Origin of the sequence: Metabacillus sp. 22489, from assembly GCF_052044855.1 — a bacterium.
In the GTDB taxonomy this organism is placed as follows: domain Bacteria; phylum Bacillota; class Bacilli; order Bacillales; family Bacillaceae; genus Metabacillus; species Metabacillus niabensis.
Window position 1 is genome coordinate 12,873 of record NZ_JBQENT010000021.1, and the last position, 18,183, is coordinate 31,055.

The window sequence follows — 18,183 nt, forward strand, 5'->3', positions numbered from 1 at the left end:
TCCATTTTTTTTTAGAATTTTTGGGATCGTATGCTTTCCTTATCAATCTTTTATTTCAGCTAAGTACTTAGTCTCTTCGCACGATTTTGATTACCGGAAGACCATATAAATATTCAATTCCAAGCAGTAAAAGGAAAATCCCACTCCATGAAACAATGTCTAAGCTTTCATTTAATAATAAAACTCCCAATATTGCTGCTGTTAAAGGTTCAGCTAATGCTAAATGTTACTACAATTGATGAAGAGACATGCATAAGACCTTTTTAATGCTATCCATTTTACTCCTCCTAACGTATTTAAAAGAGGCTCTTAAATGTGATGAGCTTTCTCATGTTGAAGCAGCCATTCTTTTCTCCAAAGACCACCAGCATAACCAGTTAATTTTCCATTTGAACCGATTATTCTGTGGCAAGGGATTACAATGCTTAGCTTATTTTTCCCGTTCGCACTCCCTACTGCTCTAATCGCCTTTTCATTTCCGATAGAAACAGCAATATCCTTATAGGATCCCGTTTTAGCATAGGGTATTTTTGTTAAAGCGTTCCATACTGTTTTTTGAAAGTCAGTCCCTTCAAAATAATACGGAAATGTAAATTCCTTGCGCTGCCCCTTAAAATATTCGTCAAGTTGGTTATAGCATTCTGTTAAAACAGAAGGAGTTTCAGCTTGCAATACAGTTTCTTTTTTAATTTCTTCAGAAAACAAGATTGAAAGGATAGCTTTATCCGTACCAATTATTTCAATTACACCAATCGGTGATTCGTAGTCTAATTTATATCGTTTTGTCATACAATGACCTCCAAAGATAAAAAGTAGCATATGCCTGCCAGCCCTCCCAATTTTTTGCATATTCTTCTATTTCAGCAATCGTCGGTTTCTCCTTAAGATTCAAGAGATTTTTTAAAGCATTATGAAGACCAACATCTGCAATTGGGAAGGATGAGGTATAGTGCAAGCACTTCATCATTACATAATCAGCCGTCCATGCACCGATCCCCCTAATGAACATTAATGATTTTTGCACCTGCTCATAATCGTTTTTTTCTAGCAATAATTCCTTTGTTAATCTTCCACTTTTCATTTCCTTAGCAACACCGATAATATATTCGGCCTTCCTTTTAGTAATTTGAAGTTTCCTTAAATCCTCGACATTCAAGGAGGCAATTTTTTCGGCTGAAGGAAATACCCAAAATGTTTCTCCTTCAAAGGTTAAAAACTCTCCAAATTGTTCAACGAATCGTTGCTTTAATGTGTAAGCAAATGATAAATTTATTTGCTGCCCGATGATAGCCCATACTAGTGCTTCAAATAAATCTGGGATGCACATAATTCGTAAACCTGCATATTTTTCCACAGGTTTCGTTAAAATTTTATCATTACGAGCCATTTGATAAAATTGCCCCAAGTCCTGATCCAAATCAAACCATTCCCAAATAAATTCTCCTACCTTTTTGCGCTCAACAATGGATGGATCTCCATATGGAAATTCAACCTTTAAACAATGATTGATATACTCTATTTTACATAAAATGAAAGATTCTTTAACCTTTATTAGCTTATATATAGCTTTAGCTTTAATCTGATGCAGCACTTCCTGCTCGGACCTTCCTAAAAAAATTAAACATTCCTCGAATTTAAATTCCTTTGGAGGATAAATATCCAAATATAATTCATAATCAATCCAATTCATTTCGGAGTTCCTTCCGATATTCGCTAGGTGAGCAGTTTTTTAAGCTGCGGAATACTTTATAGAAATTGGATGGGCTTTGGAAGCCTACCTCATAACAGATTTCTAAGTTTGTCATAGCTGTATACTTAAGAAGGTGTGCTGCTTTATCGATACGTATTTTTTCTAAATAAGTACGTGGAGTCTCAGAGGTCTCTTGTTTAAATAAGCGCTCCAAATAAAACGGACTTAAGCCGACTTGATCTGCTATATCCTTTAATAACAAATTTTGTTTATAATGATTAACTAGGAATGTAATACTATTTCTAACAACTGCAATATGCGGAGATTGTTCAACTTCCGGTTGGCATCTTTTGCAAGGACGGTAGCCTGCCGCTTCAACCTCATTTATATCATGGTAAAATTCTACATTTACCTTTTTAGGCTTCCTTGATCTGCACGAAGGACGGCAGTATATTTTTGTTGTTTTCACTGCTGTAAAAAATAGACCATCATATTTACGATCACAAGCGATGATTTTCTCCCACATCTCTTCAAAGGAAAGATTGATATTAGCCACCATATCCACCACTATCCTTTCAGCATTTATGTTAGTTCTCATATAATACTGACGTATCCTGTTCCTCTAATAATTTGCCAACCTTCTTTTCTAAATAGGAAATCACTTTATCAGATAAGGCATTTCCAAAACTAAATCGTTTTACACCTAATTCTTTAAGCTTATTACAATTCGTTAGTCCAGGTAAAGATAATACATTTAGTGGAGCACTAATATGAACGGTCATTTCCTTAATCTCATCATCGTCAATTAAACCTGGAACAAATATCCCACTGGCACCACTCTCAACGTATACCTTTGCTCGTTCAATTGTTTCTGATAAGGGATTTTGCCTTTGAAGGTAAGTATCCGTTCTTGCGTTAATATAAAAATTTCTATACCCATTACTATCTAACGCTGTTCTTATATTACTTAGAAGGTCACAATGACAAGATATATCTCTTAATCCTTTTTGTTTTTTGAATGAATCCTCAATATTGATGCCAGCTACCCCAACATCTGCTGTCCTTAACACATGCTCAACAATTGTTGGAATATCTTTCCCATACCCTGCCTCAATATCAGCAGAAACAGGAATTTTTACATTCGCTACGATCGTTTTAATGATTCCTAAATGCCTCTTAAAATCAATCAGTTCTCCATCTGCACATCCTAGTGAATTTGCGATTCCCCAGCTTGTCGTTCCGATTGCTTTAAATCCTAACCTTTCAAGTGTTAAAGCAGAAAGCAAGTCCCATGCATTTCCTAAAAATAATAGATCCTTTGAAAAGTGCATCTCATTAAATTCCTGAATCTTATTCATTTTTAATCCCCCTACTGGTTGTTGGACTCATTTTAACAAGTAATTAACCTCCATTTCGTCCTCATTCTTGCTCTTATGGTCTGGCCCTGAACAAGAATATAGTATGCCTCATTTCCAAAGATTTGGGAGCTTGCCACTCCCTTTCATTAACAAATTTTTTGAATACGTAACAAGGAATGAAAAGTAGTACGGGCGTGGAAAATTGAAGAATAAATATTTATACATAGGAAATGTTTAGAGAGCCAATTCTTTTTTTTTTACCGATATGTCCTTTACACCTAACATCAATGATCTAATCATTTTCCGCTTATTTATCTTTATCTCAAAAATAACTTCGAAGGGATTTTCTTAATGTTAACTTGTAATAATTACACTTGTTTAGGAAAAAATAGTTAGTAAAAGTATAGATAGGATGGCTAAAAAATGGAAGAACGCGTAAAGTCAAACAACAAAAAGTCTTTTTGTATGAGTGAATATGATACATTGAAACGAGTCATTCTTTGTCAGCCGCAATATATGACAATCCGCGAAGTTATTAATGATACACAGGAGCATTTTAAGCATGAAGGGATCCATATTGAACGTGCACTTGAGCAGCATGATGAATTTGTCAAAACCCTTAAAAAAAATGATATCGATGTCATCTTATTACCATATCATAAAAAATATCCAGAACAGGTCTTTACACGTGATATTGGATTTACACTAGGACAAACAATCTTTGTTGCTAACATGGCCACAGATGTTCGTGCTGGTGAGGAAAACGTTTTAAAGCAATGGTTAGAGGATGAAGAAATCTCCTATTATAATTTAGTTGAAGAGCAAATCGAAGGTGGAGATGTTGTAATCGATCAAGATACAATTTACGTCGGTCTCAGTAATCGAACAAATCAGAAGGCTGCCGATCAATTACAGCGTCTTTTAAATGAGTTTCAAGTCATTACGATTCCATTTAAAGAAAAATACTTGCATTTGGACTGTATATTTAACGTCGTTTCACCAGATGTCGCTCTTATTTACCCGCATGCTTTAAATCAAAAGGAAATTGACCTATTCGCTTCCCGCTATGATTTAATTGAAGTTACGGAAGAAGAACAATTTCAATTAGGAACAAATGTATTGAGTATCGGTAACAACCGAGTATTAGGACTGCCCGTTAATAAAAAGGTAAACAAGCAGCTTCGTGACCGCGGCTTTGAGGTTATAGAAGTTGATATTACTGAAATTATTAAATCAGGTGGATCCTTTCGCTGTTGTACCTTGCCAATTTTGCGGGAAGGGTAAATTAAATAACGCCCATATAATAAACCTTATTTTTGAAATAGTAGGTTGTTTATATGGGTGTTAGCTGATTAAGAGTAAGTAGATATTATAACCAACCTTTTTCGACAGCGGTATTTACAGCCTGTTGCCTCGATTCTGCTTCAAGTTTCTGAATCGCAGAGGAAAGATAATTACGTACTGTTCCCTTTGTTAAAAAAAGAGTGTTACTAATTTCGCTTGTTGTCAATCCATCCTTCGTAAGTCGCAATACTTCTATTTCTCGTTCACTTAATGGATTTTCTTCCTTCATAAAGAGGGATGCTGCAAGGTCGATACTTATCACCCGCTCTCCATTCATGACTTTACGAATAGACTCAATAAGGTAATCAATCGGTTCGTCCTTTAATAGATAGCCATCTACCTGCAAATCCATTGCCTTTTGTAAGTATCCTGGACGTGCAAAGGTCGTAACAATGATGATTTTGCAATGGTGTAATATACGATCCTTCTTTATTTTACCTGCTAATTCAAGACCGTTGATAATAGGCATTTCAATATCTAGTATACATACATCAGGCTGTTTCCTCTGAATCACTTCCCAAGCCTTCTGTCCATCAGATACTTCTGCTAACACTTCAATATCTGTTTCAAATTTTAATAGAGCTGTTAATGCTCCCCGAAGCATTTTTTGATCTTCTGCAATAACGACCCGTATCATGAAGTTGGATTCTCCTTTCCTGTTTGATAGATTGGAAGTTTCAACATTACATTCGTTCCACCTCTTGGCGAATTGGTCACCACTGCTGTTCCCTGAACAACTCGAAGTCGCTCTTTCATCGACTGAATGCCATTCCCACTCTGTACCTTTGCTAAACCTATCCCGTTATCTTTAATTTGAATTAGAAGAGTATGATCGATTACATCCAATTCCAGTATACAGTGAGCAGCCTTACTATGTTTAATGACATTTGTCAGCGCTTCTCGAATCGAAAGAGCAAGCATTGTCTGGGTTACACTAGGTAAAAGCGGGATATCACCTTTCTTTACTATGAGTTCAATGCCAACAGACTGCATTAGTTTTCTTGAATTCTCTATTTCACTTTCCAAAGGGATAAATTTCATATCTGAAACTACCTCTCTTACCTGATGTAAAGCTCTTCTAGTCATTGTTAATATATCCTTTAATTCCTGTTTTGCTTCAATGGAATCTTTGTCTATTAATCTTGCAGTCAATTCACTTTTTAATTTAATCATTGTTAATGTTTGCCCAAGCGTGTCATGGAGATCCCTTGCGATTCTCTGCCTTTCCTCCTGTTGAATAAGCTTCTCAATTTGCAGATTGGCGATTTCCAATTCTCCCTTTAAACTTTTTGCTCTTTCTTTAATGTAAATCAAAATCGGTAAAATTAGTTGCACAACCATGATAGGGAGTAATATCGAAAATTCCTGCTTAAAAAGACTTCCATCCGTTTTCCATTGAACAATGAAAAACATCAGGGCAATGGCTACGATTCCTATCCCAATATGCACCTTTGACTTTGCCCTTCCAATCAGATCTGCAAAAATTAAACCATAGAATAATATATTGAGCTCGACATAAATACCAAATATCGTAATGACAGAAAAGCCAAGTAAAGATGCTGCTAATAAACGTCCATCCCGATACCATAGTCCAATATAAAATGAAAAGAGAAAAAGCATAATTAGAAGAAGATTGCCCCAAAACCCAAAAATCGTATCTGAACGTAGTACGATATAGCATAAAAACACGACTGATATCACATCGAAAAGCAAATATTGTCTAATTTGTTCTCTAGGATAAATCTTATACTTCATTACTTCCTCCCATTCCTTAATTAGAAATGAACACCTTTAATGTACGTTGTCGAATAAATTCCATTGGCCCGCTTTGAAAGTTTGAAGCCAAAAAGATGAAATGATAATTTGTAAAAGTGAAATAAGTAACCAAATGGCTATAACCATGAAGGAATTAACCTTTCCACCAAAGGCAAGCCCCCAACCATAAAAGACGATTGAGCAAATAATATTTTGCATGACATAACAGCTTAAAGACATTTTCCCAACCTTTTCAAGACAGCGCCAGAGCCACTCCCATTTATAATACTCCAATAATTTACCAATAATTGAAATATAACCTAGCGAAAGTAATGGTGCAAACAAATATCGAACTGGTAAATCAAAGGCTCCCCCAGGTGTAAAAATGAGCATATTTAAAGGTACACCAAGATATATCCCAATTTTAAAAAGCTTGTCGCGATGCTTCCTTCCCTTCTCATCAGGAGAAAAAACTCCAGAACGCATCATCCTAACGCCAAGTAAAAACAAAAAGATATTCATTGGAATAATAAAAAATGCTTCACTTCTTAGGGCAAAGAAGTTTAAGAATCGATATTGTACCTGTTCAAGCCAGCTGCCACTTTGATAAAGGGCAACAACCTCACTAAAATTACCTAACGACATATTTGATCCAAGCAAGCCAACTACTAACATAAACAAAATAAAAGCTGCAAAGACACTTCCGATTACCTTCATCGTTCTATCGATAAAGCGATCTCCACCTTTTATGATAAATGCTACAATAATGGCAGTGATTCCATAACTCATTAAAATGTCATATTCCATTACAAATGTATAATGGAGGAATCCCTCTATAAGTAAAAAAGCTGCTGTCCATAAATACACTCCAGGCCAAGCTCTTTTTCTTCTCAATGCTTGCTGATATTTCAGCTCCATCCCTACCCCAAACATAATGGTTAACATACCTAAAAGCTTTCCATTCACCAAAAATAGCACGATCATTCGCAGAAAATCATCTGGTTTCCACCATCCAGAATAATTTGATGTCGTAATATACGATAAATCCCCTAAGTGTGCAAAAATCCAAATATTCGTTCCTAACGTCCCAAGTATTGCTATTCCTCGCAAAATATCGAGTAAGCGAATTCTCCCTTTGATGTCCATTCATTTCATCCTTTTCTAATTAAATTTATTTGTATTCTTATCGTATCTAAGAAAAGAATGGATCGACATTCACACCTGTAAGGAAAACCTCATGACAGGTGTCATAAAGTGCTAAATCAACAATCAAAATTGCTCATTATATTCCTAGTTAAAAACGAAAAGGCCTGCCAAATGGCAAGCCCTTTTCAAAGAACGGTATTATACTAATATAATTTAATGAGAAGCTATTTTACCTTAGCAAACTTAAATAAGGTTTGTTGGTGTTTAATCCTTAGAACATTTCACCTGTATAGAAAGAACTAGCTAATTTGTTGAAGTCATAATCTTTAAGTTCATCCAAAGTAAGATTTGCATGTGAACCTTCGTGCACCATAAGATTACTGTTTTCACCAACATGAACTAAAATAACTGGCTTGTCAGAAGCATATGCGTAACCAAGTTCCCAGGCTGTTCCACTATCTGAATAGTTACCATGATAGATACCTACAACAATTTCAGCCCACTTAATGTATTTTAAATCATTCATAAATGTTTCGATTGACCATTGACGAGAACCAGTCTCAAGCTTTTCGTCCAGTTGGTTTCTCATCGGTGAAAAAACATTCAAACCCTTCTCCTCTAAAATCTTCTCAACCTGTTCCACATATTCAATCTCTTTTTCATTAAAAAACGGACTAGCTAAATAAACTCTTTTCATTTTCCTTTGACCCCCTTGATGATTTTTAGAATCACTACTTTTGTTTTTGTCTTAGGCTGTTTTCGCAGACTTTGTTTCTTTTAACAGAGTAATCGTCTTGGTTGATTTCCTTTTGCAGTACTCGCTTTCCGCGGGGTGGGTGGTGAGCCTCCTCAGTGTAACACCTGCTCAAGATTAACCTCTCCCACGCATCCCGCAGGAGTCTCGCAACCAGCTCCAATCAACCCTTATATAGGTAGTACTAAATACATTCTTTTAGAAAAGAGCCTTGTCTTAAAATTAATCCCTTTATGGGAAAAGGCACAGCCCTATTTAAAGTTGTGCCCAAATATCTATTATCTATTAAAATCAATCTTCTCTTTAGATTCGCCTAATGTTATCGATGTTTCACTTGGCTTTGTTTCAGCAATAACCTTACCCTTTCGTACAGAATATCTGACTGTCGCTTGCTTGCGAATTGCCTCATATTCATTTTCTGCAGATAAGACGATAAAGTTAGCTGGCTTCCCAACTTCGATTCCGTATCCATCTTCAATGTGTAATGTTTTTGCACTATTTTTCGTAATCAAATCGATTGAATTTACAATTTGCTCATAACCCATTAATTGTGAAGCATGGATTCCCATATGTAACACTTGAAGCATATTTCCCGTTCCAAGTGGATACCATGGATCAAATATATCATCATGTCCAAAGCAAATATTTAACCCTGCTTCCTGTAATTCTTTTACCCGTGTCAAGCCTCTTCGCTTTGGATATGTATCAAATCTTCCCTGAAGGTGAATATTCACAAGTGGATTTGAAACAAAGTTAATAGAAGATAGCTTCAATAATCTAAATAATTTGTATGTGTAAGCATCATTATAAGAGCCCATTGCTGTTGTATGACTCGCTGTTGTTCGAGCACCCATTCCACGTTCATATGCCTCTTTTGCAACAACTTCTACAAATCGAGACTGTTCATCATCGATTTCATCACAATGGATATCTACTAAGCGATCGTATTTTTCAGCGAGATCAAAAGCGATTTTTAAAGACTCTACACCATATTCCCTAGTAAACTCAAAATGAGGAATCCCTCCGACAACATCAGCACCCATTTTTAGTGATTCTTCAAGCAATTCTACACCGTTAGGGTATGATAAAATCCCCTCTTGTGGAAACGCGACAAGCTGAATATCGACAAATTGAGCCATTTCCTCTTTCACTTCGAGCATTGCTTTTAAAGCTGTTAAATTTGGATCTGTCACATCTACATGTGTACGAACCTGTTGAATCCCTTGCGAAATTTGCCATTTTAAAGCTGTTTTTGCCCGCACCTTTACATCTTCATGTGTTAAAGATTCCTTACGCTGGGACCAGCGTTGAATCCCTTCAAACAATGTTCCACTCTGATTCCATTCCGGCTCACCAGCAGTTAATGTTGTATCTAAATGAATATGTGGCTCAATAAAAGGTGGTAAAACAAGAGATCCCTTTACATCCATTACCTCTTCATTCGGATCGATTTCACCGAGATTTTGGGTAATCGCCGCAAATTGACCATCTTTAACAACAATATGCCAAAGTCCTTCTTTACCTCTTAATGTTGCATTTTGAATTATCATCAGTGATCACCTTTTCTTTGATTCATTTTTTGTTAGAAGCAATGTACATAAATACGATATATACTACAGCTGTTCCAATTAGTGCATTTAACGGAGTAATACCTGGTGCAACCTGAGCTATGACTACACCGATCGCCCATGCTACGATTGATATCCAGTTCACTGTTTTAAACTTCATCTCTTCAAACTTACCATATTTTCCACGTCTTACAAAGAAATAGTCAGCTATAATAATAGCACCAATTGAAGGTATAGCAGCACCAAGGACATTTAAAAATCCTACAAAATTATTGTACATCCACATCGCAAGCACTGTACCGATTAGGCCGTTTACTACAACAAACACCTTTTTTGAAATCTTTGTGATATTCGCAAACCCTAAGCCTGATGCATAAAGGGCATTGTCATTTGTTGTCCAAATATTTAATCCTAAAACGATAATCGCTGGGATCATTAATCCTTGTAAAAACATTACTTCTGAAATATCCCCTAAACCATAAGACATCGATCCAAGTGCCCCAAATAGGAACATTAATGAGTTCCCTAGAAAGAACGCAATCACCGTTGCCACGACGGCAGAACGTGAAGTATTTGCAAATCGTGCAAAGTCAGGTGTTAAAGTACCACCACTAATAAAGGAGCCGATACAAATTGATAAAGCCGCAGCAATTGTTAACGTTTCTTTAGGTTCATAATCAAATAATGCACCAAACCCACCGAGCGTCTGCGTAGCTTCAAATGCAGAATAACCTCCTAAAATTGCAATTGCTGGTACCGCAATAAAGCTTAAAACGACTAATGATTTCATTCCGTATATTGCAGATGCTGTCATTGCTATTCCAAAGATAAAAATTAACGCATATACATTCCAATCCATCGCCTTTGCTACAGGAACAGCAAACATTGCTACCCCTACACCAAACCATCCAACTTGAGTAAAGCCTAATAAAAATGAAGGTAAATATGATCCTTTATCACCAAATGCATATTTTGCTAATAAATGTGTTGATAGCCCCGTTTTTGCTGCGATGTACGCAAGGGCCCCTGTATAAATCCCAAGTGCTAAGTTACCTGCTAATACAATTAAAATAAACTGCGTAAATGTTAAGCCAAGTCCTAGCTCTCCTCCAGCTAACATACTCGCAGAGAAAAACGTAAATCCCAACATGACTGATAATGTTTTCCAGAAATTATTACGGTTCGATTTTGGTACTGCCTGCCACGAAAACTCTAAATCTACTTTATCCATGATTATTTCCTCCAAATCTAATGTTTCCTGATACCACAGCACAAAAAAAGAGGCTAATCACCAGTCTCCTGACAATTAGCCTCTTTTTCCATTACAAAATACGATATATAGGTAAATACACCTATCCGTCGTATATCATAAAAAATCCGCTGTCCTTGTCAGCCTCTCTGGACTGATTTAAAGGTACCATTATGCAATTAAATTCATTATTCCAAAAAACCTTCTTGATGTCAATCATTCATTTTGTGTTAAAAAGGTAGTTACAAATCAGTATATAACATTTTTTGGCATTCGTGGATATTGAACAAATCCCATTAATTTATCTTGAAATTTATTTTATTGAAATAATTTTATGTTTATTGCAACTCTTAAAACATCATGTGCTATTTTTAAATTTAGGGATATTTTAGAGCCTATTGTTGAGATTTGTTTATGTGAGACCCCTACGAAAGAAGTATGTCAAAGGGAGCCCTCATCAGGCACTAACGCTCAAAGAAGCTCCCGGACAGCCAATTAAAAGCGAACCCCTGTTGCGAAATAAACAACTAGGATTAATCAGCGCCAATTTTAAAAAAGTAGAATTACACCTACTTACTGGCGTTCACTTAAACTTTTAGTAAATTACCTTGAAAGCTTCTAAATGATTATTTATTCCTCAACACTTCTGCAAGTTCATACAAGGAATGGTATTGTTTAATTCGATAATGTCGACCTTCCTTGTGCAAATAATTTTTATCACAAAATTGTGTAAGTACATACAATAAGTGTCGATAGGATACACCTAAATAATCACAAACCGTTACGTGCTTTTCCCTATAGATCCCTTCATCAGCAGTTTGTAAAATAAAATCTGCTAGCCGATTTTCAAGTGGGAAAGCGAGAATTTGTGAATACTTAGCTGCCATAAGTGTAGCCTTCACACTTAAAAATTTGGTCAATTCACGTAGAAATTTTGTATCTTCCAGTAATTGTGTACGATAGCGATGAAACGGAAGCGCAAAACAAACCGTCTTCGTTGATGCTTGAATCCCCTTTGTATAGTACACTTCATTTAATAATTCCATTTCCCCAATATAATCATTGGCATTAATAAAATTTATTAACGATACTTTTCCATTTTGATGTGTTACATATATTTTAGCTTTCCCCTCAATTACATAATAAAGATAAGCCGGTCTCAAGCCCTCTTTAATAATCCATTCATCTCGCACATATTCGTGCACTTCTATAAACTCCTCAACTTGAATGGAAAATAGATGTGCTATTGGATTTTTTTCTAAAAACAACCGCTTTTTTTCACCTTTGTAAACTTCCATATTACACCTCAAAATATGAGATTTCTCATATTATTTATATTTCATTCCATGATATCATGCAATCAATGAGGAGGATAATAATGAATACACAACGTTGGATGAGTACACGTTTCTTTAGTTTTTTTATGACATGGGGTATTTTTCTACCTTATTGGTCTGGGTGGATGATTTATACAAAAGGAATTACAGTATCACAAGCTAGCTTAATCATGAGCTTCGGTTTAATTGCAAGAGGACTATCCACATTATTTGCCTTTCCCTATTTATCAGGGCGATTGAGCAGTAAAATCTTATTAAATGTGGCCGGACTCGGTACACTCGTTACAATTCTTTGTTATATTCCGGTAAACTCCTTTGCTGGTTTATTGATAGTAACTATGCTTTTACACATATTTTATCCAGCTTTAATGCCTGCATTAGATAGTGCTGCAAGTATCCTTGTGCAAAGTAAACAATTAAGACATTATGGAAGAAGTCGTCAATGGGGATCAATAGGATTTGTCTCAATTGGCATGATTTTAACCATTTTTACAGGAATGCTTGGAGATGAGGTTATTTTTTGGGCACTATTGCTTGGAATGACTGGTTTTGTATTTTTAAGCTTTATGAATGCACCTGATGTTTTATCTAAAAAGCCACAAGTAAAGCAAACACAACAAGTAAGCATGTTACGCTTATTCCGTATCAAACACTTTAGTTTAGTGCTCATAATTGTCATTTTACTGCAAGCAGCACATGCTACTTATTACAATTATGGCTATATTTTTCTTCAAGATATTCAAGCACCAATATACCTAATCGGTTTTATTATTAACATTGCTGTAATTGCAGAAATCATATTCTTCTCAATTGCAGATAAAAGCTTTAACAAATTTTCTGTAGGCACTTTGCTGACACTAGCAGCAATTGGTTCTTCAATTCGTTGGATATTAGTGTTCGCCTTTCCTAATGTTATTGTTTTCTGTGTTGCGCAAACCTTACATGCATTTTCGTTTGCTATGGGGCATTTTGCTTTTATGAAGTACTTAATCAATAACATCCCACACGCACAGATTCCGAAAGCACAAGGCATGTATTCAGCGCTTGCGCTAAGCTGGAGCACGGCAGTGTTTACTATCTTCGGAGGCTATTTATACGAAATTGAACCAAGATATGCCTTTATTGGAATGATTATTTGTACCTTGCCAGCAATGTTAATTGCCCTTGTATATCGAAAGCTAGAGCTTAAACAAGAAGTTTTAATTTCTGTTTAGCTCTTTTGTCTAAGCATATAAAGGTGATTAATTTTTTTAAACGGACAAGCCCACATTTCTCTATCTTTAAAATATAAAACAAAGAAGATGAGATTTATCTAATTTTGATAAACCTCACTTTTTTCCAATTATCAGCAACCATTAATGACTAATGAGACTATTTAACGTAACTCATCAAAATAATGCAATTAATCTTAAATATACTTAATTGACATAAAAAGAGAGAGGGTTATACAATTGTAAGCTCTTCTTTTAATCCTAATCCAGCTTCCTTTACCTCTCTGATAATCCCCTGTTTTTACGTTAACAGTAATAATGTACTATCACATAAAAAATTACCTATGCAATTTTTAGTGCCTTCTATCGGAAAGAACATTAAAACTTGGTCGATCATGGTAACGAATATTTCTTTAGTTGACTTGTTGGAGTCCTCATCCTGGATATGTTTATTTAACTTCAAAAAAGGCATTGTTCTGAAGAACAATGCCTTTTTTAGATTAGAATATTGTTAGTTTAGAATGTACAAATGAAGGAATCTCATTTACTTATGTAAGATTCACCTTAACGTTGGATAATGTAGAAAACAACCAAATGGGTAGCATGTTATAGTCACCATTTTATATTGTTAAGTAGTTTCTTTATAAAACTAGCTACTTTACTGGGATTAAAATTGCCTACCTAGTGTTTTTCAAGGAACTTCTGCATATCCTCATCTAAATAAACCCAGCCTTTCCAGCCGATATGAATCGTGTCACGCATAAAGTAAGGATCGTATTCATGGTCGGAATAATCGGCGTAGGTAAAGCCGCTATCATTAATTTGCTTCTTTATACGAGTGTAGTAGTCTTGCCGTCCTTTTTCCGTGAAGCCTGTGTAGTCATAATACGCCCCGTTCACTGGGATAATAACAAAAAGTGGTTTAGCCTCAGCTTCCTTAAGAATATCAAGCATCAGCTGGAAATCACCGTACTCAGGTGATTCTGCATAGGAATGTCCTTTGTTCTTTCCTTCCATACTCTTGATATAGTGCTTCTTATGATTATACACTTTGTCATCAATATAAAATTTGGAATGCTGTGTCCGTTTCTCGCCATGAGAATCAGCTTGTGCCTTCAGTTCTTCCCATGACTTATCCTTCACTTCGCCTGACTGATGACGATTAGTTGGTTTATCTTTCAGAAGTGTGAAATACAGATCCTTTTTCTCAAGGATAGATATATATGCCTTTGCAGGAACTGATAAAGTATTAAACATAACCTTTTTGTCATTCAGGTAAGCATCGTAAAGCTGATAAAGTATCGGGTCGTTCTTGACCGCGTTATACATCATCAAACGCTGCATTAATTTTCGTTTCAGCTGCTCGTTAACTTCCTTATTGAAAGGAAGCTGGTACGCTTGCAGGGAGGAATAGTTTGGTGCAAAATGCTGCTCGTCTGTACCATGCTTTACAAACCATTGCGGCGATACGATGATGACCATTTGCTTATTCTTCAATTGAGCGGCGTGTGTTGCAAAATTTACATCATGAATAATAGAGGTCATTCCGCCTTTTCCTATTAAATAAGGTGTAAAGGTAGCGTCATTCGTTTCGAAATAATTCGATGGATGGAATGGATCCCAGCGCGACAATTCAGAAGAACCATAGATTGGAACATATGTTGAACGTTTAAGCATTTCACTTTGTAAATAAGTTCCTTGGAACATATTTGGCTCCAGGCTTGTAGCCGATTCCGCCAAACGATCCGCTGGAACTAACTTAACCAGCCATGATACGGGTACGAATACGACCCCGGCAAACAAGACCAATGCAAGAATGATCGGTCCAAACAGATACTTCTTCTTCATTATTTCAGCTCATTCAGACGATCAACAATAGCATTTGGTGTATTCCATGTATCACGGTCGAACTCTGTAATCGGTACATTGATATCAAGCTGCTCATCGAATTGAACAAGTAATTCTACTGTCGCAAATGAATCAATCAGTCCTGCGTCGAATATATCCAAATCATGCTCTTCTTTCACAACATCATCTTCACAAACTTCTGCAATAATTTGTAGTACTTTCTCTTTAAAATTCATATTTATATTCCCCTTTTATTATTGAAATGGTTTGCCAGAAAACAGGTAAAAGCCGAAACAAACGACATGGAAAGTGATGACGATAGACACAAATGTCATTACTCTCCCTGTTGGCCAGCGTTTATGTTTTTTATTCCAGGTCTCGAAGAAATTAAATCCTACCATCATCAAGGCATGATATTCTCCATAAATGATGTACTGAATCGCTACTCCATGCCATATTCCCATCAGCAGGAACAGCAGGGCATAACCTAGATTCGAAACGAGCATTTTGTTCTGTATCCATTTTTTCTTCTTCATCAGAAAGACGAAGCGCATAAACACATAATCACGGAACCAGAACGACAGTGACATATGCCATCGATTCCAGAAATCCTTGATGTTTCGGCTGATGAATGGCTTATTAAAGTTCTCCGGTGATCGGATTCCCATTATATAACTGACTCCGACTGCAAACGCCGTATAGCCGGCAAAGTCGAAGAATAGATACAAGCTATAGCTGTACATGTATAACAGATGATAGCTAAACTTGCCATCTGCTATATAATCTAGATTCATAATGAAGTATGTATTGATGCTATAGCCAATTATAAATTTATACAAAAAACCAATGAAGATTTTATTAATCCCTTTATAAAGTAGTTCCTTGTACTCCTCAGGTGTCCAACACTTTTCTTCATCCTTCTGAAATCGCCGGAAGCGATCAATTGGACCTGATGAAATTGTCGGGTAAAATAGCATAAAATTGACAAGCTGAAAAATTGAGAGCTGCTCCTTAATCAATCCATCTCTTGTTTCAATAATGATTTGGACAGCTCGAAATGTCAGATAGGATATTCCTAGAAAGCTTGCCCAGTTATCCACTGCCAATATCGGTAAAACCTTCGATAAAATCAAAGGTAGGATCGATAGAAAACTTATTACATAGAATACGAGGCTGCTATTCTTTGTCTGTCGATAAGTAATATAGCCTTTGACCAGTACAACCTGAAGGATGGTGAAGGCTACTAACGAGAAGAACCCTGCGTTCCCTTCTGAAAATATAATAGCCAATACAACAATGGAGACGAACACATTGTAATACCGTAGGCGCTTGCCCATTGTGCCAAGAATCATCGTCGGCAGCAGCAAGATACCTAGAATAATAAAGAAAAGGAAAGAGCTATACGGGGTCATGCGAATACCTCTTCCTTCATTTTCTTACGGTCTGCTTTCCCATTCATCGTCATTGGAATAGCAGTATAATACGTGAACTTACGCGGAATCATATATGCCGGTAAGCGCAAAGCAAGGTCTTTTCGAATAGCAGCTGTCAGCTTGTACTCCTTATCAAAGCTATGCTCCGCTGGTACCACTGCCGCAATTAAATATTCAATTTCCTCGTTTGGTGCATATGGGATAACAATAGCAGACTTAATATAATCAGACTGATTAAGGTGGAATTCAATCTCTTCCAGCTCCATCCGATAACCATGCAGCTTGATTTGATAATCCAGCCTACCTTGGCAGTACACCAACCCGTCCTGAATAAAGCCGGCGTCTCCGGTACGATAGGCGTTCATTCCGTTTATAATGCCGAATGCATTTTCTGTCAGTAACGGTTCACCTAGGTAGCCTTTTGACACACTTGGCCCCGCAAGGATAAGCTCTCCTTTTTCACCTTCAGGCAACGGGTTACCCAATTCGTCCATAACGAAAATACGCATATCGGATTTTGGATAGCCAACCGGTAGCGCCTTCTCTTTAGCAAGCAATTCTTCCGTAATTTCAATCGACGTCACAGCAACTGTTGCTTCTGTAGGCCCATAAGTATTGAAAATCCTTGCCCTTGGGAAACGTTCTTTCAGCTCTTTGGCCACGGCTAATGGTAGTACTTCACCACAGAAAAGGAATACCTCTAGCTCAGGAAGCATTTTTTGATTAAAGTCGGGATTTGGGAAACACATTTGCACGAATGATGGCGTCGATGTCCATATTTGCAATGCAGAACGACTCAAGTTCTCAAACAAAAGCTTCGGCTTATTGATTACTTCTCTCTCCAATGTATGAATTGTACCCCCGCTCTGCAGTGCTGGATAAAAGTCCATCACAGACAAATCAAATGAAAAGGGTGCCTGATTCAAAAACACCTTTCCTTGATCTAGTGGAAAGTCACCTGTCATCCAATCGGTAAAAGATTGCAGATTTGCTGCGGTTATTTGAACGCCTTTTGGATTTCCAGTACTGCCGGATGTATAAATGATATAAAAGACTTCATCAGGCTTGACCCAATATTCATTACCAATAAGCTCTTCTTTTTCCAGCTGCAGTGTCGGTACGTGTAAAACAGTGACATTATTAAAATCCAGCATGCTATCTGTTGTATTAATTACCAATCTTGCACCAGATTTTTCTACAATAAGACGCACTCGTTCCATTGGAATCGATGTATCTAACGGTATATAAGGGTGGCCAGCCTTTACACACGCGAGGAACGATACCGGCATATCGGTTCCCATATGACCATACACAACGATTGGCGTCTGCCGCTCAAGCTGTGTGGCATGAATTAAGCTTGCTAGCCTGCTTGATCTGTCCCAAAGCAATCTGTAATTTAGCACCTGATCCTCTGTACGAAATGCTGTCTGTTCCGGGTTTCTTGCTGCATGCTGTGCAATACGAGTTAAAAGTTTCATTCTATTATCTTC

At 36.7% G+C, this 18,183-nt stretch carries 16 protein-coding genes and 1 pseudogene; 2 read left to right on the plus strand and 15 right to left on the minus strand.

What is annotated here, in order from left to right; translation table 11 throughout:
- Positions 1 to 309: 309 nt before the first annotated feature.
- From ACTJJ9_RS13525 to ACTJJ9_RS13540, 4 genes are read right to left on the minus strand one after another with little or no spacing between them, the layout of a single operon-like run.
- A complete protein-coding gene (locus ACTJJ9_RS13525) occupies positions 310 to 789 on the minus strand; it encodes a methylated-DNA--[protein]-cysteine S-methyltransferase (RefSeq protein WP_095301625.1) in 480 nt (159 codons plus the stop codon).
- Positions 773 to 1,690 carry a DNA-3-methyladenine glycosylase family protein gene (locus ACTJJ9_RS13530; RefSeq protein WP_440768687.1) on the minus strand — a complete coding sequence of 306 codons (918 nt, stop codon included), beginning with the start codon at positions 1,688 to 1,690 and terminating at the stop codon, positions 773 to 775. Before ACTJJ9_RS13530 ends, ACTJJ9_RS13525 begins: the two co-directional genes overlap by 17 nt.
- Positions 1,677 to 2,249, minus strand: coding sequence for a bifunctional transcriptional activator/DNA repair enzyme AdaA (locus ACTJJ9_RS13535; RefSeq protein WP_095301627.1), 573 nt, complete (start codon positions 2,247 to 2,249; stop codon positions 1,677 to 1,679). Before ACTJJ9_RS13535 ends, ACTJJ9_RS13530 begins: the two co-directional genes overlap by 14 nt.
- A gap of 28 nt (positions 2,250 to 2,277) precedes the next feature.
- Positions 2,278 to 3,048 (minus strand): isocitrate lyase/PEP mutase family protein, encoded by a 771-nt coding sequence (locus ACTJJ9_RS13540; RefSeq protein ID WP_145582726.1) that lies wholly within the window; start codon positions 3,046 to 3,048, stop codon positions 2,278 to 2,280.
- A 423-nt stretch (positions 3,049 to 3,471) separates the two neighbouring features.
- Between ACTJJ9_RS13540 and ACTJJ9_RS13545 the strand changes: the two genes are divergently transcribed.
- Complete coding sequence (locus tag ACTJJ9_RS13545) at positions 3,472 to 4,332, plus strand: dimethylarginine dimethylaminohydrolase family protein (RefSeq protein WP_145582727.1); 861 nt, start codon at positions 3,472 to 3,474, stop codon at positions 4,330 to 4,332.
- Between the two features lie 85 nt (positions 4,333 to 4,417).
- On the opposite strand, the gene ACTJJ9_RS13550 is transcribed toward ACTJJ9_RS13545, so the two are convergent.
- From ACTJJ9_RS13550 to yeiL, 7 genes and pseudogenes are all read right to left on the minus strand, one after another.
- Positions 4,418 to 5,029: a response regulator transcription factor gene (locus tag ACTJJ9_RS13550; RefSeq protein WP_145582728.1), complete on the minus strand. Its 612-nt coding sequence runs from the start codon at positions 5,027 to 5,029 to the stop codon at positions 4,418 to 4,420.
- Positions 5,026 to 6,147, minus strand: a complete 1,122-nt coding sequence (locus ACTJJ9_RS13555; protein ID WP_145582729.1) for a sensor histidine kinase — start codon at positions 6,145 to 6,147, stop codon at positions 5,026 to 5,028. Before ACTJJ9_RS13555 ends, ACTJJ9_RS13550 begins: the two co-directional genes overlap by 4 nt.
- A gap of 16 nt (positions 6,148 to 6,163) precedes the next feature.
- Positions 6,164 to 7,293: pseudogene (locus ACTJJ9_RS13560) on the minus strand (DUF418 domain-containing protein).
- A 271-nt stretch (positions 7,294 to 7,564) separates the two neighbouring features.
- On the minus strand, positions 7,565 to 7,990 hold the full coding sequence (locus tag ACTJJ9_RS13565; protein WP_095301633.1) for a nucleoside 2-deoxyribosyltransferase: 426 nt from the start codon (positions 7,988 to 7,990) through the stop codon (positions 7,565 to 7,567).
- Between the two features lie 335 nt (positions 7,991 to 8,325).
- A complete protein-coding gene (locus ACTJJ9_RS13570; RefSeq protein ID WP_095301634.1) occupies positions 8,326 to 9,597 on the minus strand; it encodes a cytosine deaminase in 1,272 nt (423 codons plus the stop codon).
- 22 nt (positions 9,598 to 9,619) lie between these two features.
- Positions 9,620 to 10,846 carry a cytosine permease gene (codB, locus tag ACTJJ9_RS13575; RefSeq protein WP_095301635.1) on the minus strand — a complete coding sequence of 409 codons (1,227 nt, stop codon included), beginning with the start codon at positions 10,844 to 10,846 and terminating at the stop codon, positions 9,620 to 9,622.
- A 644-nt stretch (positions 10,847 to 11,490) separates the two neighbouring features.
- Complete coding sequence (gene yeiL, locus ACTJJ9_RS13580) at positions 11,491 to 12,162, minus strand: transcriptional regulator YeiL (protein WP_095301636.1); 672 nt, start codon at positions 12,160 to 12,162, stop codon at positions 11,491 to 11,493.
- Positions 12,163 to 12,242: 80 nt separating this feature from the next.
- On the opposite strand from yeiL, the gene ACTJJ9_RS13585 reads away from it, so the two are divergent.
- A complete protein-coding gene (locus tag ACTJJ9_RS13585; RefSeq protein WP_145582731.1) occupies positions 12,243 to 13,415 on the plus strand; it encodes an MFS transporter in 1,173 nt (390 codons plus the stop codon).
- A 678-nt stretch (positions 13,416 to 14,093) separates the two neighbouring features.
- On the opposite strand, the gene dltD is transcribed toward ACTJJ9_RS13585, so the two are convergent.
- From dltD to dltA, 4 genes are read right to left on the minus strand one after another with little or no spacing between them, the layout of a single operon-like run.
- On the minus strand, positions 14,094 to 15,260 hold the full coding sequence (dltD, locus tag ACTJJ9_RS13590) for a D-alanyl-lipoteichoic acid biosynthesis protein DltD (RefSeq protein WP_145582732.1): 1,167 nt from the start codon (positions 15,258 to 15,260) through the stop codon (positions 14,094 to 14,096).
- Positions 15,260 to 15,496 (minus strand): D-alanine--poly(phosphoribitol) ligase subunit DltC, encoded by a 237-nt coding sequence (dltC, locus tag ACTJJ9_RS13595; protein WP_095301639.1) that lies wholly within the window; start codon positions 15,494 to 15,496, stop codon positions 15,260 to 15,262. Before dltC ends, dltD begins: the two co-directional genes overlap by 1 nt.
- An 18-nt stretch (positions 15,497 to 15,514) precedes the next feature.
- A complete protein-coding gene (gene dltB / locus ACTJJ9_RS13600; RefSeq protein ID WP_145582733.1) occupies positions 15,515 to 16,672 on the minus strand; it encodes a D-alanyl-lipoteichoic acid biosynthesis protein DltB in 1,158 nt (385 codons plus the stop codon).
- Positions 16,669 to 18,171, minus strand: a complete 1,503-nt coding sequence (gene dltA / locus ACTJJ9_RS13605) for a D-alanine--poly(phosphoribitol) ligase subunit DltA (protein WP_145582734.1) — start codon at positions 18,169 to 18,171, stop codon at positions 16,669 to 16,671. The genes dltB and dltA overlap by 4 nt, the downstream gene beginning before the upstream one ends.
- Between the last annotated feature and the right edge of the window lie 12 nt (positions 18,172 to 18,183).